This window comes from Actinomadura soli (assembly GCF_005889715.1).
Taxonomy (GTDB): Bacteria; Actinomycetota; Actinomycetes; order Streptosporangiales; family Streptosporangiaceae; genus Spirillospora; species Spirillospora soli.
This window is the reverse complement of the sequence record NZ_VCKW01000095.1, coordinates 1-21893: the sequence shown is the minus strand read 5'-3', so window position 1 is coordinate 21893 and position 21893 is coordinate 1. Positions and strand designations below refer to the sequence as shown.

At 73.0% G+C, this 21893-nt stretch carries 15 protein-coding genes and 1 pseudogene; 4 read left to right on the top strand and 12 right to left on the bottom strand.

Annotated features, from left to right (window positions below):
- The first annotated feature begins 117 nt into the window (after window positions 1–117).
- Complete coding sequence (locus ETD83_RS19535) at window positions 118–1209, top strand: mechanosensitive ion channel family protein (protein ID WP_171064328.1); 1092 nt, start codon at window positions 118–120, stop codon at window positions 1207–1209.
- Between the two features lie 6 nt (window positions 1210–1215).
- On the opposite strand, the gene ETD83_RS19530 is transcribed toward ETD83_RS19535, so the two are convergent.
- From ETD83_RS19530 to ETD83_RS19495, 8 genes and pseudogenes are all read right to left on the bottom strand, one after another.
- Window positions 1216–1620, bottom strand: a complete 405-nt coding sequence (locus ETD83_RS19530) for an ankyrin repeat domain-containing protein (RefSeq protein WP_138646581.1) — start codon at window positions 1618–1620, stop codon at window positions 1216–1218.
- An 81-nt stretch (window positions 1621–1701) separates the two neighbouring features.
- Window positions 1702–2064, bottom strand: a pseudogene (locus ETD83_RS19525) (ATP-binding protein); the annotation flags it as partial.
- Between the two features lie 69 nt (window positions 2065–2133).
- The gene (locus ETD83_RS19520) at window positions 2134–2814 is read right to left on the bottom strand and encodes a lysophospholipid acyltransferase family protein (protein ID WP_230421027.1); all 681 of its coding nucleotides are present in this window, start codon (window positions 2812–2814) and stop codon (window positions 2134–2136) included.
- Window positions 2815–2947: 133 nt separating this feature from the next.
- Window positions 2948–3574, bottom strand: a complete 627-nt coding sequence (locus tag ETD83_RS19515; protein ID WP_138646574.1) for a GOLPH3/VPS74 family protein — start codon at window positions 3572–3574, stop codon at window positions 2948–2950.
- A gap of 2 nt (window positions 3575–3576) precedes the next feature.
- Entirely contained in the window at window positions 3577–3843 is a 267-nt protein-coding gene (locus ETD83_RS19510; RefSeq protein WP_138646573.1) for a hypothetical protein, read from the bottom strand.
- 11 nt (window positions 3844–3854) lie between these two features.
- The gene (locus ETD83_RS19505; protein WP_138646572.1) at window positions 3855–4769 is read right to left on the bottom strand and encodes an SPFH domain-containing protein; all 915 of its coding nucleotides are present in this window, start codon (window positions 4767–4769) and stop codon (window positions 3855–3857) included.
- Window positions 4770–4808: 39 nt separating this feature from the next.
- Window positions 4809–6356 (bottom strand): MFS transporter, encoded by a 1548-nt coding sequence (locus ETD83_RS19500; RefSeq protein ID WP_138646571.1) that lies wholly within the window; start codon window positions 6354–6356, stop codon window positions 4809–4811.
- 78 nt (window positions 6357–6434) lie between these two features.
- Window positions 6435–9551, bottom strand: coding sequence for a BTAD domain-containing putative transcriptional regulator (locus tag ETD83_RS19495; RefSeq protein ID WP_171064327.1), 3117 nt, complete (start codon window positions 9549–9551; stop codon window positions 6435–6437).
- A 123-nt stretch (window positions 9552–9674) separates the two neighbouring features.
- On the opposite strand from ETD83_RS19495, the gene ETD83_RS19490 reads away from it, so the two are divergent.
- Window positions 9675–10874 carry a M20 metallopeptidase family protein gene (locus tag ETD83_RS19490; protein ID WP_230421026.1) on the top strand — a complete coding sequence of 400 codons (1200 nt, stop codon included), beginning with the start codon at window positions 9675–9677 and terminating at the stop codon, window positions 10872–10874.
- Here ETD83_RS19490 and ETD83_RS19485 read toward each other — a convergent pair.
- The 3 genes from ETD83_RS19485 to ETD83_RS19475 all read right to left on the bottom strand — a co-directional run bounded on the left by ETD83_RS19485 (window position 10871) and on the right by ETD83_RS19475 (window position 18958).
- Entirely contained in the window at window positions 10871–12817 is a 1947-nt protein-coding gene (locus ETD83_RS19485; protein WP_138646569.1) for a class I SAM-dependent methyltransferase, read from the bottom strand. The genes ETD83_RS19490 and ETD83_RS19485 overlap by 4 nt on opposite strands.
- Before the next feature lie 112 nt (window positions 12818–12929).
- Entirely contained in the window at window positions 12930–17237 is a 4308-nt protein-coding gene (locus ETD83_RS19480) for an AAA domain-containing protein (RefSeq protein WP_138646568.1), read from the bottom strand.
- A gap of 554 nt (window positions 17238–17791) precedes the next feature.
- Window positions 17792–18958 (bottom strand): epoxide hydrolase family protein, encoded by a 1167-nt coding sequence (locus ETD83_RS19475; RefSeq protein WP_138646567.1) that lies wholly within the window; start codon window positions 18956–18958, stop codon window positions 17792–17794.
- Between the two features lie 100 nt (window positions 18959–19058).
- Here ETD83_RS19475 and ETD83_RS45385 point away from each other — a divergent pair, with 100 nt between their 5' ends.
- Window positions 19059–19187: a hypothetical protein gene (locus ETD83_RS45385; protein WP_268920469.1), complete on the top strand. Its 129-nt coding sequence runs from the start codon at window positions 19059–19061 to the stop codon at window positions 19185–19187.
- Window positions 19188–19294: 107 nt separating this feature from the next.
- Here ETD83_RS45385 and ETD83_RS19470 read toward each other — a convergent pair whose 3' ends face one another.
- A complete protein-coding gene (locus tag ETD83_RS19470; RefSeq protein WP_138646566.1) occupies window positions 19295–19651 on the bottom strand; it encodes a nucleotide pyrophosphohydrolase in 357 nt (118 codons plus the stop codon).
- Between the two features lie 260 nt (window positions 19652–19911).
- Between ETD83_RS19470 and ETD83_RS19465 the strand changes: the two genes are divergently transcribed.
- Window positions 19912–21891: an N-6 DNA methylase gene (locus ETD83_RS19465; protein ID WP_138646565.1), complete on the top strand. Its 1980-nt coding sequence runs from the start codon at window positions 19912–19914 to the stop codon at window positions 21889–21891.
- Window positions 21892–21893 lie beyond the last annotated feature (2 nt).

The following is a 21893-nucleotide window of genomic DNA, read 5'->3' as shown; positions in this document are numbered from 1 at the left end:
CCGTGATGTGGCTCGCACGCTCCGGGTCTTCACTACGATCGGGGACGCACATCATGGCAAAACGGACGTCACGGGCAGCCTGCGGGCCGTCCGGGCGGAGGGAGAGTTGCGCGCGTCATGGGTGACCTGACCTGGGAGCGGATCACCGCCGCCGCGATCGTGCTGGCGAGCGCGCTGGTGATCGCGGTCCTCCTGCGGCTGCTGACCGGACGGCTGTTCAGGCGGGCGGGCGACACCCGGTGGGCCTGGGACGACATCGCCGCCCGGCTGATCAGGGACCTGGCCGTCCCCGTTTCGGTGATCCTCGGCCTGTGGTTCGCGGCGAAGGTGCTGGAGCTGCCGCGCGGCACGCTGGACGTGACCGCCAAGGTGCTCACCGCCGTGGCGATCTTCGTGGTGTCGCTGGCGCTGGCCCGGCTGATCGCCAGCTCGGTCGGCTCGCTGGCGCTGGCCGGGCAGGGCGTCGCCGCCAATGTGACGATCTTCGCCAACATCGCCCGGGTGGTGGTGATCGGCGTCGGCGTCCTGGTGATGCTGCAGAGCCTCGGCGTCTCGATCTCGCCGCTGCTCGGCGCCCTCGGCGTCGGCGGTCTCGCGGTCGCGCTGGCGCTGCAGGACACCCTCGCGAACCTGTTCGCGGGCGTGCACGTCCTCGCGTCCAAGACGATCGAGCCCGGCGACTACATCAAGCTCTCCAGCGGCCAGGAGGGGTACGTCGTCGACATCAACTGGCGCAACACCTCCATCCGGACGCTGTCGGACAACATCGAGGTCATCCCGAACCAGCGGTTCTCCGACACGATCCTCACCAACTTCCACCGTCCCGCGCAGGACATGTCGATCATGGTCTACGCGAAGGTGGCCTACGAGGTCGACCTGGACCGGGTGGAGCGGCTGATCACCGAGGTCGGCGAGGACGTGATGAAGGACGTCCAGGGCGGGGTGGCGGACTCGAGCGTCCTGGTCCGGTTCGACGATTTCAACGACGCGACGGTCGGCTTCCACGCCATCCTGCGGTCGACGGAGTTCGGCGACCAGTTCCTCATCAAGCACGAGTTCCTGAAGCGGCTGCACCGGGCGCTCCGCGAGGAGGGCGTCGCCCCGCCGTACTGGAACCACCGCGTCGTCCTCAGCGACACGACCGGCGGCGACACGACGGCCATCCCCCGTCAGGACGAGGTGTCCCGCAAGGACGGGCTGCCTCTCTGACGTCCGTCAGCCGGGCGGGGGAGGCGGCTCGTCGAACCAGGCGAGGAAGTCGGCGGCGCCGAACATCCTCGCCGTGTCGGCGGCGGACGGCGACCCGGCCCGCGGGTCGGCGCCCGCGTCGAGCAGGGCCCGCACCACGTCCGGCTCCTTCTTGAACACCGCGCCGGCGAGCGGCCGCTGGCCCCGGTCGTTGGCGCGCTCGGGGTCGGCGCCGCGCGCCGCGAGCGCCCGGACGGTCCCGGCGTGCCCGTGGTAAGCGGCGAGCATCAGCAGCGTGTCGCCCCTGTCGTTGGACAGGTTCACCGGCACCCCGGCGTCGACGTACTCGGTGAGCTCCGCCGTCCGCCCGGCGCGCGCCATCTCGAACAGCCGGGTCGCGAGCTCCTGCATCTCCGGATCGGCCTCGGTCATGAGCGGAACACTACTGTCCGCGGTGAGCAGCCCCCCGAGGCTGTCCTCCCGGTAGCGCAGGCGCTTCTCCAGCGCGACGAGCGCGCCGTTCTCGGGCAGCGTGCGGAAGCGGACGTCGTCCGCCAGCGTCCTCATGATGAGCAGTCCGCGGCCCCGCTCCGCCGCCGGACCGGGGTCCGGGACGTCCCCGGGGTCGAAGCCCCGACCCGCGTCGATCACCTTGATCACGCAGCGCCGGTCCTGGATCGAGGCCCGCACCGTGTAGCCGGCGCCGTCCTCCGCGTGCCGGATCACGTTCGTGCAGGCCTCGGTGAGCATCACCTCGATGTCGCCGCGGATGTCGGCATCCACCCCGAGGGCGGTCAGCGCCGCGTCCAGCAGCCTCCGTGTCGCCGGGACGCTCGCGGCCTCCCGGGGGAGCAGGAGGTCGAGGCTGATCTCCACGTCCTCTCCGTCCGTGTTCCGTCACCGGTGTTCGTGCCCTTCCGGGCACCCTCAAACATCCGGCGGGCCTCAGCGGCCGGACGGGCCGGACGGCCGGGGCGCGTAGTCGTCCACGTACTCCTGGCCGGACAGCCGCTGGATCGCCTCCATGATCTCGTCGGTGACCTGCCGCGCCGCCTTCCCGCGCGGGACGCCGTCGTCCCGTCCGGCGAAGGCCATCGGCGCGCCGATGCGCAGCCCGATCCGCCCCGGTTTGGGGACGGCCCGCCCCACCGGCTGCAGCCGGTCGGTGCCCTCGATCGCCACCGGCACGACGGGCGCGCCGGTCCGCATGGCGAGCCGCGCGACGCCCGTCCGGCCCCGGTACAGCCGGCCGTCCGGCGACCGGGTGCCCTCCGGGTGGATCGCGAACACGCCGCCGCGCTCCAGCACCGCCGCCGAGGTGTCGAGCGCGGCGACCGCCGACCGCCCGCCGGACCGGTCGACCGCGATCATGCCGAGGCCGCGGAAGAGGGCCGCGACGGTGCGGCCCTTCACGCCCGTCCCGGTGAAGTACTCGTGCTTGCCGAGGAAGTGGACGCGCCGCGGGACCATGAGCGGCAGGACGAACGAGTCCAGGAACGCCAGGTGGTTCGCCGCGAGGATGACCGGCCCGATCCGCGGGACGTGCGCGAGGCCGCTCACCCGGGGCAGGAACGCGACGCGCATCGCGGGCCCCATGAGGACGTGCTTCAGCAGGGGATAGATCACGCGATCGGGCTCCATATGCGTTGAGGCTATGGTCCGCGCGATCCCGGCCGCCGCTGGGGGCCGGTACAAGTTCGGCCCGCCCGGTCTTGTAGGAACCCGCACTTGCGGCTCCGGGCCGGGTCTGGGCGGCTGCTCAGCCGCCGGCCTCGGCGGCCTGCTGCTGGCGGATCACCCGGCGGACCGCCGGCGCGGCGGGCCCCGACCGCGCCGTCAGCTCCTCGATCCGCCGCTTGTGCCGCCGCCGGTCGCGGCCGGGCAGGACGGTCTTCAGATCGCCCGCCGCGGCGAGCGCGACCGCCGCCGCGTCGTAGCTGTTCACATGGGCGACCGGGCGTCCACGCAGCGCGGACGACGCCCCGCCCCACAGCTCCTTCACCACGCGCGGGTCCTTGACGGTGACCTGCTCGTACGGGAACAGGCCGAGGGCCTTGCGCGTCCGCACCCGGATCCAGCCGCCGCGGACGAGCTCGTCCCTGACCGCCGCCACGATCGCCTTGCTGTCCTTGCGCACCCAGTGCTGCCATGACCGGGGCCGCGACGCCGCGATCTGCGCCAGCACCCCGTACGGGTCGTCGCCGGGCGTCCCCGGGACGGGCTTGCGGCGCTCCTCGCCGAGCCTGCCGTCGAGGTACAGCTCGGTGAGCGCGGCGGCGCGCAGCACGTAGCCGAGGTGGGCGCCGTGCTTCGTCATCTTCTGCCTGGTGGTGTCGTACGCCAGCAGGTACATCCGCGCCGGCAGCGATTCCGGAACTTCGACCATGGCTAGTCCTCGTTCCCGCCGCCGCGCGCCGGGCGTGGCGGGTCGTGCTCGTCGTTCGTGCCGCCGGGAGGGGCCTCCTCCGCGCGGGGACGGCCCCGCCCGCGCATCCGTCCGGCCGACCCGGGCATCCGGCCCGCGTCGGCGAGCGCCCGCCGCAGCAGGAACTCGATCTGCGCGTTGGTGCTGCGCAGCTCGTCCCCGGCCCAGCGTGCGATGGCGTCGTGCACCGCCGGGTCGAGCCGCAGCAGGATCTTCTTCCGCTCAGCCACGGGCAGGGGTGTCACTGGTAGAGGCTGCCGGTGTTGACCACCGGCTGCGCATCGCGGTCGGCGCACAGCACGACCAGCAGGTTGCTGACCATCGCCGCCTTGCGCTCCTCGTCCAGGGCGACGACGTTCTCCTCGTCCAGCCGCTCCAGCGCGAGCTGGACCATGCCGACCGCGCCCTCGACGATTCGCTGCCGCGCCGCCACCACCGCGCCCGCCTGCTGCCGGCGCAGCATCGCATGCGCGATCTCGGGCGCGTAGGCCAGCCGCGTGATCCGCGACTCGATGATGTCGACGCCCGCGGACGCGACGCGCAGCGCCAGCTCCTCCGACAGCTGCGCGGTGATCTCGTCGGCGTTGTCGCGCAGCGAGGTCCGGTCGTGGGCGTCGTAGGGGAAGCTGCCCGCGATGTGCCGGACGGCCGCCTCCGTCTGGAACGCCACGAACTCGACGAAGTCGTCGACCTCGAACACGGCCCGCGCGGTGTCGGCGACCTGCCACACGACCACGGCCGAGATCTCGATCGGGTTCCCGTCCAGGTCGTTGACCTTGGCGTGGCCGGTCTCGTGGTTGCGGATCCGCGTCGACACCCGGCTCCGCTCCGTCAGCGGGTTGACCCAGCGGAGCCCGTCGGTGCGGACCGTCCCGTAGTACCGTCCGAGCAGCTGCAGCACCCGGGCCTCGTTCGGCGCGACCGGGGTCAGCCCGGCCGCGACGACCAGCCCGGCCAGCCCGAGCAGCGACCCCACGACGACGCCCGCCGCGACGGCGGCGCCCCCTCCGGCCGCCACGCCCACCAGCACCGCCACGGCGGCGAGCAGGATCAGCGCCAGGGCGAGCCCGAGCATCGCCCACCCGCCGCGGTCGGCCGCCGCCCGCTCCTCGATCGTCGGACGCGGCATCTCGACCCGGGGCGTCACTTCCGCCATCGCCGTCCCCCTTCGCTCCCATTGGTTATCATCAACCTATCAAAGTGATATCACTTTTTCCAGATCGGGATCGCCGGTGGCGTCCGGGATCACCTTCGGGACGTTGCGGAGCGTGACGAGCGCGAAGACCGCGACCAGGGCGGCGCACCCGGCGCTGCACACGAGCGCGGCGTGCATGCCGTCCACGAACGCGTCCCGGGCCGCCGCGCCGACCTGGGCGGCGAGCGCGTCCGGGAGCCCCGCGGCGGTCTGCAGGGCCGCGCCGAGGGAGTCGCGGGCCGCGGCCGCGGCGGGCGCGGGCACGCCCGCCGGAAGGTCCAGCACGTTCCGGTACACCGCGTTCAGGACGCTGCCGAGGACCGCCATCCCGAGCGCGCCGCCCAGCTCGGTCGCGGTCTCCGAGATCGCCGACGCCGCCCCGGACCGCTCCTTCGGGACGGACGCGAGCACGGTGTCCCCGGTGACCGTGAGCCCCATGCCCATCCCGATCCCGCCCAGCAGCATCGCGGGGGCCATCGCCCAGTACGAGGTGTGCAGCCCGAACGTCAGGTACAGCGCGAAGCCGCAGGCGGCGAGCAGCATCCCGGCCGCGACGACGCGGGCCCGGCCGAGCGCGCCGATCAGCGGCGGGGCGAGCAGCGCGCCGCCGAGCATCGCCCCGGCCGCGCCGGGCAGCCCGGCGAGGCCCGCCTTCAGCGGCGACCAGCCGAGCGCCAGCTGGAAGAACAGCGAGAAGATCAGCGACTGCGCGACCAGGGCGAACATCGCGAACATGGTGGTGGCGACCGAGCCGGTGAAGGCGGCGTTCCGGAACAGCCGGACGTCGATCAGCGGCTCGTCCAGCCGGGTCTGCCGGACCAGGAACGCCGCGAGCGCGAGCACGCCCGCCACCGCCGACACGTAGATCCCCGGCTGGTCCAGGCCGTGCGCCGCCGCCTCCTTGATCGCGTACACGGCGCCGAGGACGCCGCCGACCGACAGCGGCACGCTGATCAGGTCGAGCCGCCCGGACACCGGGCTGCGCGACCCGGGCAGCACGACCGCGCCCGCGACCAGCGCCACCGCCATGATCGGAACGTTGATCAGGAAGACCGAGCCCCACCAGAAGTGGTCGAGCAGCGCGCCGCCGACGACGGGCCCGAGCCCCACCGCGAGCCCGGCGACGCCCATGAACGCGCCGACCGCCATCGTCCGCTCCTTCGGCTCGGCGAAGGCGCGGCGGATCAGCGACAGGCACGACGGCATCAGCGTGGCGCCCGCGACGCCCAGCACGGCGCGGGCCGCGATCAGCAGCTCCGCGCTCGGCGCGTAGGCGGTCACGGCCGACGCGGCGGCGAACAGCGCGGTGCCGATCAGCAGCAGCCTCTTGTGCCCGATGCGATCGCCGATGCCGCCCATGGTGATCAGCAGCCCGGCGAGCGCGAACCCGTAGGCGTCCGCGATCCACAGGATCTGGGTGGACGAGGGATGCAGGTCCGCGCTCAGATGCGGGACGGCCTGGTTGAGCGCCGTGAGGTCGATGTTCGGCACGAGCGCGACCAGCAGGCAGATCGCGAACGTGCCCCATTTGCGGGCCGAGGTGTTCATGCCCGCAAGGGTCGCGAAGGGCGCTGACCGTCTCCGCACCGTCCGCTGACCGCGCCGTTCCCGCGCCGTGCCGCGCCGTCAGCGGGCGGTGAGCAGGGCGCGCGCCTCCTCCCGCGACAGCGCGGCGCCCTCGGCGAACGCCGCCTCGTACGCGGCGTCGCCGATCAGCTCGCGGGCCCCGGACGAGACCCGCCCCGTGTCCGGGTCGCCGGCGACCTGGACGCCCTGGAGCGCCGCGGCCGCGCCGAGCAGCGCCGCCGCCCGGGCGCCGTCGCCCTCCGCGACCGCCGCGCCCGCCAGCCCGGCGCCCGCGAGCGACCGGTACAGGAAGATCGGATGGTCGATCGACATGTCGAGCGCCTGGACGAACAGCTCCCGCCCCCGCGCCGGGTCGCCCTCGGCCAGCGCCAGCCAGCCCAGCCCGACCAGCGCGGAGCCCCGGACGGCGGCGGCGATGAACCGCTCGGAGGAGTAGCCGGTCAGCGCGGTCTCGTACAGCCGCCGCGCCCCGGCGAGGTCTCCGCGCAGCCGCGCCACCTCGCCGAGCCCCTGATAGCCGCCCGCGATCTTGTCGGGGGTGCCGGCCCGGTGGGCCATCTCGACGCCGCGCTCGAACTCGGCGTGCGCCGCGTCCAGGTCGCCGCCGAGGATGTGCACGAAGCCGCGCTGGTAGAGCAGGTCGGCGGTGTCCTCCAGCGCGCCGAGCTGCGCCGTGAGCTCCAGCGCCTCGTCCAGCAGCCTGAGCGCGCGCCGCCGGTCGCCGCGCCGCCCGGCCGCCTGGGCGAGCGGGTCGAGCGAGTTGGCCGTGCCCCAGCGGTCGCCGCACGCCCGGAACCCGCGCAGGGCCTCCGCGCCCGCCAGCTCCATCTCCGCGACGTCGCCCTCGGCCTGGGCGAGGAACACATCGCTCATCCGCAGCAGCGCCCGCGACCACGGGTCGTCTCCGACCTGCATGGCGAAGACCTCGTGGTCGGTGCGGTCGGGGCCCGCCGTCAGCGCCCACAGGACGATCGCCACCGGGTAGGCCAGCGGGCGCTGGATGCGGCGCAGGAGCGCGTCGGCCCGGTCGAGCCACGCCACCGCCTGCTCGCCGGTGCTGCCGCCCGCCACGGCCGTGGTGACGCACAGGACGTACTCCTCGTCGAGGCCGTCCGGCACCTCGGAGCCGATCGCGCCCAGCAGCTCCGACGCCAGCGGCGCGCCCTCGACGCGGCCGCGCAGCCACCAGTACCACGACAGCGACGCCGTCAGCCTCAGCGCGAGCGCCCGGTCCAGCCGGATCGACCACCGCAGCGCCGCGTGCAGGTTCCCGTGGTCGGCGGCGAGGAGCGCGAGCCATTCGAGCTGCTCGAGGCCCCGCAGTTGGGGGTCGGCGCGCTGCGCGAGCGCGAGGAAGTACTCGGCGTGCGCCCGCTCGAACCGCTCCGCCTCGCCCGCCGCGGCGAGCCGCTCCGCGCAGAACGCGCGGACGGTGTCGAGCATCCGGTACCGGGCGCCGTCGCTCTGCAGCAGCGACCTGTCGGCCAGTTCGGCGACCAGCTCGCCGGCGTCGTCCAGCTCGCCGTCCGGGTCGCAGACGCCCACGGCCGCCGCCAGCGTGAACCCGCCGGAGAACACGGTGAGCCGCCGGGCGAGCGTCTGCTCCGGCTCGTCCAGCAGGTCCCAGCTCCACTCGACGACGGCGCGCAGCGTCCGGTGCCGGGCCGGGGCGCTCCGGTCGCCGCGCGACAGCAGCCGGAACCGGTCGTCCAGCCGCGTCGCGACCTCCCCGACGGGCAGGGACCGCAGCCGCGCCGCCGCCAGCTCGATCGCCAGCGGCAGCCCGTCGAGGGCCCGGCAGATGCCCACGACGGACGCGACGTTGCCGTCGTCCACCGCGAAATCCGGGCGCACCGCCCCGGCCCGGTCGAGGAACAGCCGCACCGCCGGATACGCCGCCACGTCGCCCGCCGGCGCGCCCTCGGGCGGCAGCTCCAGCGGCGGCAGCGGCCGCAGCGCCTCGCCCGTGATGCCGAGCGCCTCCCGGCTGGTCGCGAGCACCCGCAGGCCGGGGCAGGCGGTCAGCAGCCGGTGCGCGAGGTTCGCCACCTGGACGACGACGTGCTCGCAGTTGTCCAGCACGAGCAGCATCCGCCGTCCGTCCAGGGCCGTGACCAGCCGTTCCAGCGTGTCCGGCTGCTCGCCGGGCACCGGCCGCATCCCGCCCTCGCGGAGCCCGAGCGCCCCGAGGAGCGCCTTCGCGACCTCGTCGCGGCCGACCGGCGCGAGGTCGACGAAGCAGACGTCGCCGCCCTCCCGGCCCGCCGCCTCGACCGCCAGCCGCGTCTTGCCCGCGCCGCCGGGGCCGAGCAGCGTGACGAGCCGTCCGTCCGCGAGCATCTTCCCCACCCGGCGCAGCTCCTCCTCGCGTCCGACGAAGCTGGTGAGCTGCGCAGGCAGGTTCGCCCGTATGGGCTCCGCCCCGCCGATCTCGCCGCGCAGGATCGCCAGGTGCACGTCCGCGAGCTCCCGCGACGGGTCGGCGCCCAGCTCCTCGGCCAGGATCCGCCGCCCGTCCTCGAACACGGAGAGCGCCTCCGCCTGCCGCCCGGAGCCGTGCAGCGCCCGCATCAGCAGCGCCCGCGCCCGCTCCCGCAAGGGCTGCGCGTCCACCAGCCCGCGCAGCTCCGCGACCACCGTCGCGGCCTCCCCGATCGCGAGCCGCGCCTCCGCGAGCTCCTCGACGACCGCCGCCCGCTCCTCCTCCAGCCGCGCCGCCTGCGCCTCCGCGAACGGCGCGCTCACGTCGGCCAGGGCGGGCCCGCGCCAGAGCCCGAGCGCCTCCTCGAAGGCCCCGGCCGCGGCGCGGTGCCGCCCGTCCGCAATCGCCCGGCGCCCGTCGCGCGCCAGCCGCTCGAACCGGTGGACGTCGACGTCGTCGGCCCCGACCGCGATCCGGTACCCGGCCGGAAGGTTCTCGACCAGGCCCGCGTCCCCCAGCCCGCGCCGGAGCCGCGACACCTGCGACTGCAGCGCGTTGGCGGCCCCGCTCGGCGGCTTCTCCCCGTACAGCCCGTCGATGAGCCGCCCGGACGGGACGACCCGCCCCGCGTCCAGCAGCAGCATCGCCAGCACCGCCCGCACCGCTGGCCCGCCCACCGGCACGGCGGCACCGTCAGCACGGGCCTCCACCGGGCCCAGGACGCCGAACCGCATGCCCCGATTCTCCCGCATCGCGGCCTGCCCGGCCGCCCGGGCCGCAGCCGGACGCAAACGCGGGCTTGGTGGGGCCCGGCGCCGGTGTCATTCTGATCGTGGGCTTCGAGACGGGCGGTCCGCATGATCCCTGACGGCGTCTCCCGGGCCGGTCTGGATCAGACCGGGATGCTGCCGAAGCTGCTCGACCTGCTGGACGACGAGCTGCCCGCCGCGATGGAACTGCGGCACCGCCTGCACGCCGTCCCCGAGCTCGGCGCCCAGGAGCACGCCACGATCGCGCTGGTCGAGGCCCGCCTCCCGGTCCCGGGGACGCCCTTCGCCGGCACCGGCCGCCTCGTCTCTTTCGGCCCCGCCGGGCGGGACGCCGTATGGGTGCGCGCCGAACTGGACGGCCTCGCCATCGAGGAGCGGACCGGGTCGCCGCACGCCGCCGCGAACGGGCGCATGCACGCCTGCGGCCACGACGTGCACCTCGCGGCCCTCACCGCGCTCGTCCGCGCCGCGCACCGCGTGCGGGACGCCCTCCCGGCCCGGCTGGTCGCGGTCTTCCAGCCGAGCGAGGAGCGGTCCCCGTCCGGCGCGCTGGCCCTGGTCGGCGACCCGGGCCTCGCCGCGGGCGTGACGGCCGCGGTCGCCGCGCACGTCCACCCCGACCTGCCCTGGGACGGCCTCGGGATCGAACCCGGCGCCGTCAACGCCGCGGCCGCCGCCGTGCACATCGTCATCGAGGGGGCGGGCGGGCACGCCGCCTACCCGCACCTGGCCGCCGATCCCGTGCTGCCGCTGGCGCACCTGGTGGTCGCCCTGCACGGGCTCGTCGGCCGCCGCGTCGACCCGGTGCGCGGCGCGACGCTGACGGTCGGGAGCGTCCGGGCGGGAGCGGCGGAGAACGTCATCCCCGGACGGGCCGAGGCCCTGGCCACGATCCGCGCGCTCGACGAGGACGACCAGGACCGGCTGCGCCGCGCCGTCACCGAGATGGCCGGGCACATCGCCGCCGCCCACGGCTGCACGGCGACGCTGGCCTTCCCCAAGAGCGAGCCCGCGCTGGTGAACGACGAGCGCCTCGCCCGCACAGCCCGCGCGCTCGCGCAACGGGCGGGCTTCGGGATCGCGCCGCCCTGGAAGTCGTGCGGCGGCGACGACTTCGCGCACTACCGGGCCGTCTGCCCGGCGCTCATGATCTTCGTGGGGCTGCGGGGCGCGCCGGGGTTCGAGCCGGTCCCGCTGCACCGGCCGACGTTCCTGCCGCCGGACGAGTCGGTCCGCGCCGTCGCGCGGGCCCTCGCCGTCGGCTACGTCGCGGGCGCCGCGGGCTAGGTCGCGGGCGAGGCGTCCTGAGCGGGGCGCCGGAACACCAGCACCTTGAACAGCGGCACCGACCCGATCGAGTGCGCGCCCACCGCGACGAGCCCGCGGCCCTCGGCGGACTCCTTCAGCTCCGCGAAGCTGAACGCGTCGCACATGTCCGGGTTGCCGGTGATGAAGCCGTCGGCGTACTCCTCCGACAGCCCGCTCGCCACCATCGAGTCGCGCCAGAGCCCGACCGCCCCGGCGGTGTCGGCGCCCGTGTCCTCGTCGACCCCGAAAGCGTCGGAGAACACCAGGCTCCCGCCGGGACGCAGCCGCTTGACGCACTCGGTGAAGAACGAGTCGGCGCTCGCCCGCCCGGCGCCGTGGTCGAGCATGAAGTGCGCCACCAGCGAACCGAAGACCACGTCGTACTGCAGGTCGTCGCGCAGCCCCTGCCACGCGATCTGCCGGAGCAGGTACACGCGCGCGTTGACGTCGTCGCCCAGGTACTCGCGCGCCAGGTCGTGCATCTGCTCGGCGCGGTCGACGGCGTAGTAGTGGCCGACCGGCGGGAGGTCGCCGAGCGCCTCGGACGGCGCCCGCAGATGCTTGATCCACGGCAGGATGCGGGCGGTCAGGCTGCCGGTGCCGTGCCCGATCTCCAGCAGGTTCACCGGCTTGCCCGTGCCCTGCCTGATGTGCAGCACCTCCCGCGCGACGGCCGCCGCGCACTCGGAGATCATCTCGTTGTAGGACGGGATCCAGCAGCGGGCGTGCTGGTCGTACCGGTCGAAGTAGACCGGCGGGCGCCGCTCGGTCTGCTGCGTCCAGGCCGGGTCCCAGTGGCCGATCCGGTGCTTGGTGAGCCACGCCCGCTTCAGGCTGACGAAGTCGTCGGTGGGCCCGAACTCGACCGCGCCCTCCAGCACCGCGTTGTAGAACACCTTCGCGTTCTCGCAGCGGTGCTCGTCGTGCTCCATCACGAACATCTGGTGGCCGGTGGAGTTGCGACTGCGCCGGTACCCGCCGAAGGTCGCGTCGCCCTCGATGAGCAGCAGGTTCAGGCCGATCGACTCGCTGCTGAACGGGTGCCTCGCGCGCCGGTCGATGTCGTCCTTGGTGGCCACGTAGATCTTGTAGTCCTTGTAGCGCTGCAGCTCCTTGCGCCAGGTGTCGATGTAGCGCGACAGCTCCGCCTCGCCCTCGAAGAACAGCCGCCAGTCGATGAGGAAGATGCGCTCGCCGACCGGCGTGCTCAGGTCGGGCTTGTTCGACTTCCAGAACGGCTCGACGTCCTCGGTGAGGTCGGCGATCGCCTTGACCCGGATGTCCTTGTTCTTCTGCAGCGCGTTGAACATGCGCACGTAGTACTCGGAGTGCGCGGTGATGACGGACTGCCCGCCCTCCCGCACCGCTCCGGACAGCGCCCGCACGAGCCCGTCCATCAGGTAGAGGTGGGCGTGGTCGCCGGAATGGGCGTCGAGGATCTGCTGGACGCCGCGGTGGAACTCGCCCCGCGCGCGGCGCAGCTCCCGGTGGCCCGGGCTGAGGACGCCGCTCTGCAGGCCGTCCAGCAGGCGGCGCAGGTCGGCCTCGAACCGCTTGAAGTTCGGCTCCCAGCTCGCGTCGCCGGGGTAGCGCAGGTACTTCGGGGCGCCGAAGTCCTCCGGCAGGTCGCCGGAGTCCTCCTGCTTCAGCACGATCACCGGGATGTCGGCGCAGCGGGCGAAGCCGACCTCGAACGCCAGGTTGGGCCGGCCGGAGGTGCCCTCCAGGATCATCAGGTCGCAGGCCTGGATCTGCTCCTCGATCTCCTGCCCGATGTTGCGGATGTGCTGCTGCTCGCTCCAGTCGTAGACCGCGCAGTCGCGCTCGCCGAGCTGCCGCTTGACGATGTCGAGGGCCTTGCGCAGGGCCTCGTCCTCTTGAACCTCCTGGGACCAGGCCAGGAACACTCGTGTGCGGTCCAACGTCTGTGCCCTCCGGGTCGGCGTCCACGGGACGTCTCAGGACACAGCATCCCTGGCGGGGTGGCCCCCTTCTATGGCATACGCCTCGTTCAAGGGCCGATATCAGCCCGGTTCAGGGGCCGATATCGGCGGAGTGGTCAGGCGTGATGCCGAGCGAGCCGAGCAGGGGCCAGAGCGAGGACATCGCGGCGTCCGGGTCGCGGTAGAAGACGCTGCCGCGGACGCGCCAGAACCGCCAGCCGAGCCGCTCCAGGACGGCCTGGCGGCGCAGGTCGTCCTCCCACTGGCCGGGGCCGTGGAACTTGTCGCCGTCGCACTCGATCGCCAGCTTGTGGCCGCCGCCGCGCACCACCAGGTCGATGCGCAGGTTCCCCACGGCATGCTGCGGCGTGACGAGATAGCCGCGGCCCAGCAGCAGGCGCAGGACGCGGCGCTCGAACTCCGAGTCGCAGCGGGCCTCCAGGTCGCGGGCGAGGTCGGTGGAGCGCTGCCCGTCCGCGGCGTACCGGATGAGCCGGGCCCGCTGGTCCTCGGGGTGCAGCCGGTGCGGCTGGACGCTGTGGAACACCCACATCTGGTCCCGGGCGCGGCTCGCGGCGACGTTGATCCGCTGCTCGTACCGCCGGGACGTGAACGGCGCGCCCTCCCCGTCCGACACCACGCTGATGAAGACCACGTCGCGCTCGTCGCCCTGGAAGCTGTAGGAGTCGCCGCAGCGCAGCAGGCGGCGCTCGTACTCCTCAGGGCCGAGCTTGCCCAGCAGCCGCTCGTCGATGAGCTGCGCCTGGCGGCTCGTCCCGAGCAGGGAGATGACGCCCATCGTCCGGCCGTCGTAGGCGGGGTCGGAGCAGCACTGGACGACCTGGTCGACGACCGCGTCCGCCTCCGCCTCGTTGACGTTGCCGATCGCCAGGTCGCGGCGGACGCCGTCCGGCACGTGCACGGCGCGGACCGCGGGCCCCGGCGGCCGGTCGGCGGACTCCTCCCGCAGCGGCTGGATCTCGCCGCCGTAGTAGTGCTGCGAGGAGAACTCGATGATGCGGGGCAGGCAGCGGAAGTGCTCCCGCAGCCGCACCACGCCCGGGAACAGCCGCGCGGACGCGTCGTAGAGGCTCGACTCCATGTCCAGCAGCAGCGCGTTGGGGAAGCCCGGCAGGTGGGTGCGGATCAGCTCGTCCACGCGGTCGCGGCGGACGCCCACGGCGGACGGGCTGATCTGCTTGTCGTCGCCCACCACCACGACCTTGTGCCCGAGGCCGAGCAGCCCGATGGCGAACACGTCGCACTGGCTGCTCTCGTCCACGATGACGACGTCGAACGGGGGAGCGACCGCGGGGTCGAACGACTCGGCCACCCGGTAGTACGGCATGATCCACACCGGGACCGCGCCCATCGCCTCCGGCATCAGCCGCCGCGCCTCGGCCCGCCACTTGTTCGCGTTGACCCCGGTGCCCTTGCCGATCTTGCGGAGCGTCTGCAGCCAGCCGACGAGGGCCTGCCGCTGCGTGTGCCCGAGGCCCCGCTTCATGGCGAGCCACGCGGACCGCCGCGTCAGCTCCAGGGTGAGGCGGCGCTGCTCCTCCCGGACCTCGTCCAGGCGCCGCTGCACCTGCCCGAGGTCGTCGGCGTCGATGATCGCGCGGAGCCAGGTCTCGGCCTGCCGCCACCGCCACAGCGGGCCGAGCCGCGAGGGGTCGCCGCACGCGCCGGCGTCGCCGCCGCTCTCCAGGATGCGCCGCGCCCACTGCGGCGCGACGGCGGCGAGCCGCCCGTGCAGCTCGTTGAGCCGCGCCACCTGGGGCCGCAACGCGTCCAGCCGCGCCGCGGTCGCGAGCGCCGCGTCCCAGGCGTCGGCGTCGTGGCGTTCCAGCGCGGTCACCAGATCGGTCCACAGCGGACTGGCGCCGTCCCGCCCCCGGGCCTCCCTTAGGAAAGCGGCCAGGGAGTCGAAATCCGCTTGCACCTGCCGCTGCCGGACCCGCGCCTGCAGCCCGCCGAGCACGGTCGCGAACCGGTGCAGATCGTCCGGGACGGGACGCGCCGGAACGGCCTCGTCCGCGATCACGCGCGACAGCCGCGAGCGCAGCCGCGGCCAGTGCTCGATCTCCCAGGCCAGCGCGGCGTGGATCTTCTGCGCCTCCGCGTCGATCCAGACCTCCACGGCGCCCTCGCCCGGCGGGACGGGCGCGCCGAGCGCCGCGACCAGCTCCTCGTGCCACAGCCGGGCGGCCGTCTCGCGCCGCCTGCGCAGCTCCGCGAACGCGGCGATCTTGTCGATGTCTGCGGCGGTCCGCGGCGGCTCGCCGTCCAGCCGCGTCGTCCTGAGGAACTGGGCGAGCCCGCGCTGCACCAGCGGCGACACCCGCTTGCCCTGGGCGAACCGCGCCCGCGCCTGCTCCAGCAGCGCGAGCGTCTCCCGGTAGGGCGCGGCGGACAGCTCGATCAGCGACCCGGCGATCGTGGCCCGCAGCCGCCCGCACTCCGCGGCGTCCTCGGACAGCCGCCGCGCGTGCCCGGCCCACAGCTCGCGCCACCGCGGATTCTGGACGACCTGCCCCCGCAGCCGCGCCACCCACGGCTCCTGCAGCGTCCCGAGCGTCCGGGCGGCGTGCCCGCACTCGTCGGCCAGCGCGGACAGCTCCTCCGGGGCGACGCCGTCGACGCCGCCGAGGTCGGCGCCGTGCTCCTGAAGCCCGGCGAGGACCTCGCCGAGCCGGCGCAGCTCGTCCCACCGGGCGGTGAGCCCGGCGCCCGCGGGGAGCCGCCGGGCGGGCGGCAGGTCCAGGGTCGCGGCGACCGCGTCCTGCCGCCCGATCCCGGCGGCGAGCGTGTAAAGCTCGGTGATCTCTCGCGCGTCCAGGGGGCAACCGGACGCCGTCGTGAGCGGATCGGGCACGCGCGCGAGCTCGGCCTCATGCTCGGCCAGCCATTCGGCGACCTCCGCCGCCGTCCGCCGGAACCCGCCCACCTCCAGGCTCTGCCGCTCGCGCTCCAGCGACTCGCGGAGCCGCTTGCGCAGCAGCGCCACGTCCCCCTGCACCTGGTCGAGCCGTTCCCGGAGCGCGGCCGTCGCCCGCTCCTCCCGCTCCTCGTCGACGCCGTCGGCCGCCGCCGTGATCGCCTGGACGGACCGCTGCAGCTCCGTGAGATCCGCCGACGACGCCCCCAGCACCGCCAGCGACAGGTCCCGCAGCTCCGCCGGGATCTTCTCCCGCAGGACGGCGAGCGCCTGATCCTTGTGCGCGGTGACCAGGACCCGCTTGCCGTGCGCGACCAGATGCGAGACGAGGTTGGCGATGGTGTGGCTCTTGCCCGTGCCGGGCGGGCCCTGCACGGTCACGCCGCTGTGCCGGGCGAGCTTCCGGGCGATCTGCTCCTGCTCGTCGTTCGCGGCGAGCGGCAGCAGCAGACGTCCGGCGACCGGCGCCCAGTCGGCGTCACCGGCCGCGACGGCCTCCCGCGCGGCGTCCTCCCCGGCCGCGAGCGCCACCATCGGCGCCGGCAGCCGTTCTCCATCGGCGACAGCCGCCTTGAGCTGCTCGAAGAACCGCAGGAACATCACCCGGCGCCTGCGCACGAACAACCGCCACGTCGCCGCGATGACAGGCGCCTTTCCTGCCTCCGGCAGCCCGGGCCCGTCGTCGAGCCGGTCGTCGAGCCCGAGCGGCGCGAGGATCCGCCGGTACAGCGCACGCGTCCCGTCCATCGCCCAGGGATCGACGGCCGTGTCCCGCACGTGCTCCACGACCGCGTTGAGCTGGTCGAGCCCGGCGACGCCGAGGCCCTGCAGGCAGTCCAGCTCCAGCACGGGCAGCCCGTCCGGCACGATCGAGATCTCACCGGACCGCTCGTCGAACCCGATCCGCGCCCGCGTGATCAGCAGCGGATGGCACACGCGGTGCCCGCCCTGCTTCCACCCGAGGACGCCGTGGCCCCACACCAGCTCGTGCGTGGCTTCGTCCGTCCGCATCCGCTGCCGCAGCCGGAACAACGTCTCGTACAACCGCCGCGCCGCAAGAGCGTCCCGCGCCCCCTCGGCCCAAGGCGCCCACACACTCTCCCGCCACCGCTCGAACTCGGCGACCACCACGTCGGGATCGTCGTCCGTGGCGAGGTCATCGGGAACCTCCGGCGGGACGTACGGATCGTCGCGCGCAACACCCCGAAACTGCTCGTGCAGCTCAAGGGGAAGCGCGGGCGGCAGCGGCTTCGGCACCTTCCCGACGCGCAACCACGCGTCCCCGGCCGCCGCCCCGACGCGCACCGCGGGATGGGCGGGCAACCCGTCCGGCGAAACAGCGACGTCATGCTCCCCGACATGCCGGACGGGCTTGGCGTAGATCTCCTGCGCGAGCGCGCTCAGGTAGTCGTAAAGATGCCCGATCCGCTCCCGCGTCGGCGCGTCCCCGGCCACCGGCATCCCCCCAACATTCCTCTCGTTCCGCCCAAACCCCCACGAACTAGACCTAGATGGGACGCACAACACCCCCTCACGGTTGCCGTTGCGCCAGATGTCGCCGCAACGAACGGGCGGCGAGCCCCCTCTCGCCCTGATCGTCCAGCTTTTATCTCAGACCTGCGAGAGGCATCGTGAATATCGATTTCAGTACCGACGCCACTTTCTCGTGGTACGTCGTTCTGCTAATGGTGTCCAGCGTCGCCATGCTCATCATGGCGGCCATCGGAGGCGGCCAAAGCAGGGGCATGAGGCTGCGCAACGCCGTGATCGGCGTGGGCTTCCTCGGTACGCCGTCTATCTGGGCTTCATCTTCAAGGGCGGCGAATACACCCTGTTCTTCTACGCGTTCATCCCGCCGTTACTGATGCTCTTCCGATTCGTGGGAGCACTCCTAGACAAACGCGAAACCGCCTAAGAATCAACCACTCCCACACACAGCCGCGGGCCGGTCTTGAGGCGGGCGCCTCAGCGCTCGCCCCAAGACCGGCGATGAATTGCCTAGACGGCCCCAGAGGTCAGCGGAGGGGCCGGAAGAAGGTGCGGACGTCGGCGGTGAGGAGGTCGGGCCGCTCCATGGCGGCGAAGTGGCCGCCCTCGTCGAAGTCGGACCAGTGGACGATGTTGTTGCCCTGCTCGGCGTACCGGCGGATCGCGACGTCCTCGGCGAAGACGGCGACGCCGGTCGGGGTCGCCGGGGGCTCGGGGTTCCAGTCGCCGGACATGTGCATGTTCTCGTAGTACATGTTGGCGGCCGAGCCGATGGTGTCGGTGAGCCAGTAGAACATCACGTCGGTGAGCATCCGGTCCCGGTCGATCGCGGTCTCCGGGAGGTCGCCGGACGGGTGCGTCCACTCCTTGAACTTCTCGACGATCCAGGCGAGCTGCCCGGCGGGGGAGTCGGTGAGCCCGTACGCGAGGGTCTGCGGACGGGTCGCCTGGATCTGGAAGTACGCGCTGCCGTCCGCGGTCCAGTTCGCGAGCCGCTCCAGCCGGGCGCGCTCGCGGTCGTCGAGCGCGGCCTTCTCCTCGTCCGGCACCTCGCCGAACGGGATGAAACCGTAGGTCGCGGCGTTCACGTGGACGCCGACGACGTGCTCGGCGTCGACACGGCCCAGTTCCGGTGCCACGAACGCGCCCATGTCGCCGCCCTGCGTCCCGTAGCGCTCGTAGCCCAGCCGGCTCATCAGCGTCGCGAACGCGCGGGCGATGCGGCCGGAGTTCCAGCCTTCCTCGCGGGTCGGGCCGGAGAACCCGAAGCCCGGCATGGACGGGATGACGACGTGGAACGCGTCGGCGGCATCGCCGCCGTGCGCACGGGGGTCGGTGAGCGGGCCGATCATGTCCAGGAACTCGACGACCGAGCCGGGCCATCCGTGGCACAGCAGCAGCGGCAGCGCGTCCGGCTCGGGCGAGCGGACGTGCAGGAAGTGGACGGTCTGCCCCTCGATCTCGGTGACGAACTGCGGGATCTCGTTGAGCTTCGCCTCCTGGGCGCGCCAGTCATAGGAGGTGCGCCAGTACTCAACGAGCTCGCGCAGGTACCCGACCGCGACGCCGCGCTCCCACGCCGCACCGGGCAGAGCGGCACCCCACCGGGTGCGGCCGAGCCGCTCACGAAGATCCTGCAGGTCAGCCTCAGACACGTCGATACGAAACGGACGAACCTCACTGGAGCCGGTCATGTCGCTACCTCCGTAGCACTCCGGAACGGATCATTCTGTTCTCATCCTACCAGAACGGAATCATCCATTCCAGTACGTCCGTCGGTCCGAGGAGAAGCGGGTGCGTCAGACCCAAACGCAGGTAGTACTGGCACTGACGGGGCGCTCGGTCGACGGCCACAGCCTCGACGTGCGCCGAGCTTCTCCACGCGCGAGCGCCGCGCACCGCGACGACGGCGCCCCCGTGTGACCGGCGACCTCAGGGCCGATCCAGAGCTGGGAGCGACTATATGGTTCGGGGTGAAGTGCGAGAAACGAGAACGTGAGCGTTATAAGCAGTTTTGGAAAGTAGTGACGTCAGGACAGTGGCGGCGCTTTTCGAGCTGTTCCCCGATAGGCGTCGGCGTCATATCGACGCTCGTTCTCGGCAAGCTTGTCGTACGCCACTTGGAGCAGGTCTATCCCCAGGACGTCGGCGAGCCGGACTGCGTACAAGAAGACGTCCCCCAGCTCTGCGCGCACTCGATCACCGGCTGCCTGGTCGTGCAGCACGGTCGATGATTCCTCTGGCGTGAGCCATTGAAATTCCGCCAGCAACTCACCGGCTTCACCGGTCAGGGCCATCGCCAGGTTCTTCGGAGTATGGAACTGCTCCCAGTTCCGTTCGGCAGCGAATGACCGCAGCCGGTCCGCGAGGCGGTCGATGTCTGTCATCGAACCAGCCTACGATCCTTTCGCAAACCGTTCTCCGAACGCAGGGCTCGAACCACTTTGCCATTTCACCCGGTCTTGGCGACAGCCAGGATGTAATCAGCCAACCACGGTAGCGATTGTGAGCACAATCAACCCAGGTAGTTGGCGAGCGTCAGAGATTGTTGGACAGAACCCTGTAGGGGCGTGAATCAGATCAACCGTGGCAACGGGGTGGTGGGCGCTAGGGTGAGATCGTCCGCAGGCCGGTAGAGGGAGTGCAGGTGTCTAACGACGCGACGGTCACCGCGGCCGATATCGCGCGTCTGGCCGCGGTCGGTCGTGCGGCGGTCAGCAACTGGCGCCGTCGCCACGACGACTTTCCCCAGCCCGTCGGCGGGACGGCGGTCAGCCCGACGTTCTCCCTCGCCGAGGTGGAGCACTGGCTTCGCGGCCAGGGCAAGCTGGCCGGTTCGCCCGTCCGCGAGCGCGTGTGGCAGACCCTCCGCCAGGCGACCGCCGGCGGCGTCGAACTCGCCGACGTGCTCACCTACGCCGGCGCGTTCCTCCTCCAGTTGCGCGCGGACAACGGCCGCCGGATCGACGTTCCCGCAGGCGTCCCGGACGACGTTCCGATCGCGGACGCGCTCGCCGACCTCGTGGACGAACGCGGCGTCGCGGAGGCGTTCGAGTTCCTGCGCACCCGCTACCTGGAGCACCACAGCCGCCGCGTCTACCTCACGCCCGAGCCGGTCGTGCGGCTGATGCTCGAACTCGGAGCATCCGGTGCCCTCGGCTCCGTGCGCACCGTCCTCGACCCGGCGTGCGGCACCGGCGCGTACCTGAGCATGGCGAGCGAGGTGTTCACGGACGTCGAGCAGCTCCTCGGCCAGGAGGTCGACGACACGACCGCCCGCATGACCGCGACCCAGCTCGCGCTGCGCGGCGCCCCCGCCGAGGTCCACCCGGGAGACTCGCTCCGCGCCGACGCCTTCCCCGGACGGACGGTCGACCTCGTCGTCACCAACCCGCCGTTCAACGACCGCGGCTGGGGCTATGAGGAACTCACCGGCGACCCGCGCTGGGAGTACGGACTGCCGCCGCGCATGGAGTCGGAGCTTGCGTGGCTCCAGCACGGCCTCGCGCACGCGCGTCCCGGCGGTACGGTCGCCATCCTCATGCCCCCTGCCGTCGCGAACCGCCGCTCAGGGCGCCGCGTCCGCGCGGAACTGCTTCGCCGCGGGACGCTGCGGGCCGTGATCGGTCTGCCCTCGGGCGCGGTGCCGAACATGGCCGTCGCGCTGGCAGTGTGGGTTCTTCGCCGTCCGTCCCCAGGCGACCAGCCCGAGGACGACGTTCTGATGGTCGACACCTCAGCCGACCCAGAGAACTTCCACAAAATCGCCCTGAACGCCTACCGTCGCTACCTCAAAGGCAAGAGCGACGGGACGGATTCAAGCGTCGTGGTCCGCATCATCGACCTACTGGACGACGAGGTAGACCTCACCCCGGCCCGTTACCTTCCTCAGCGCAGCGCTCCCGCATCGGAGGGCTCGTTCACCGCCGCACGCGAAGCCCTAGAGAAGAAGGCTGCGGAACTACCGCAGACGGTCGCCGAACTGTCCTCCCTTATGCAGGCGCAGGCGCGCGACGACGTCCCCATGACGTCGGTCGGAGAACTCGCCAAGGCGGGCGTGCTGCAAGTACTCCGTCCCCCTGCCAGGGTGCGGATGGGCGAAGGAACCGTGCCCCTTCTGACCCTCGACGACATCGCCCTTGGCAGGGACGCCACGGGAACGGCCGCACCCGACCCCGACCACGTGCGGATTTCCGCGGGCGACGTCGTCGTCTCCCTCGCCGCCCGCCACCCCGTCTCGCGCGTCATGGCGGAGGACGTGCTGTCGAGCGGAGCCCGTCCGTTGGACGGCGGTGGGCGGGGGCTGGAGGACGGTCCGGCCCTCGGCCCCGGCCTGGCCCTGGTGCGGGTCGACCCGTCCCGCACCGACCCCGACTTCGTCGCCGGATGGCTGCTGCTCGGCGCGCAGGGCGCCCGGCTCCGCAGCTCCACCTCGTCGGCCCGCTTCGACGTCCGCCGCGCCCGCCTGCCCCGCCTCACCCTGGCCGAACAGGCGGAACTCGGGAAAGCGTTCCGCAAGCTCACCGAGCTGGAGACCGCGCTCCGCGAGACCGGCGAGCTCGGCGCGGACGTCCTCCGCCTCGGCCTCGAAGGACTCGGCGCCGGCACCCTCCGCCCGTCCCCCTGACC

Bases quoted from the DNA above. Each gene is read 5' to 3' on its own strand.
- ETD83_RS19535 (WP_171064328.1), top strand. From the start codon at position 118: ATGGGTGACCTGACCTGGGAGCGGATCACCGCCGCCGCGATCGTGCTG.
- ETD83_RS19530 (WP_138646581.1), bottom strand. From the start codon at position 1,620: ATGACCGAGGCCGATCCGGAGATGCAGGAGCTCGCGACCCGGCTGTTC.
- ETD83_RS19515 (WP_138646574.1), bottom strand. From the start codon at position 3,574: ATGGTCGAAGTTCCGGAATCGCTGCCGGCGCGGATGTACCTGCTGGCG.
- ETD83_RS19505 (WP_138646572.1), bottom strand. From the start codon at position 4,769: ATGGCGGAAGTGACGCCCCGGGTCGAGATGCCGCGTCCGACGATCGAG.
- ETD83_RS19500 (WP_138646571.1), bottom strand. From the start codon at position 6,356: ATGAACACCTCGGCCCGCAAATGGGGCACGTTCGCGATCTGCCTGCTG.
- ETD83_RS19495 (WP_171064327.1), bottom strand. From the start codon at position 9,551: ATGCGGTTCGGCGTCCTGGGCCCGGTGGAGGCCCGTGCTGACGGTGCC.
- ETD83_RS19490 (WP_230421026.1), top strand. From the start codon at position 9,675: ATGATCCCTGACGGCGTCTCCCGGGCCGGTCTGGATCAGACCGGGATG.
- ETD83_RS19480 (WP_138646568.1), bottom strand. From the start codon at position 17,237: ATGCCGGTGGCCGGGGACGCGCCGACGCGGGAGCGGATCGGGCATCTT.
- ETD83_RS19475 (WP_138646567.1), bottom strand. From the start codon at position 18,958: ATGACCGGCTCCAGTGAGGTTCGTCCGTTTCGTATCGACGTGTCTGAG.
- ETD83_RS19470 (WP_138646566.1), bottom strand. From the start codon at position 19,651: ATGACAGACATCGACCGCCTCGCGGACCGGCTGCGGTCATTCGCTGCC.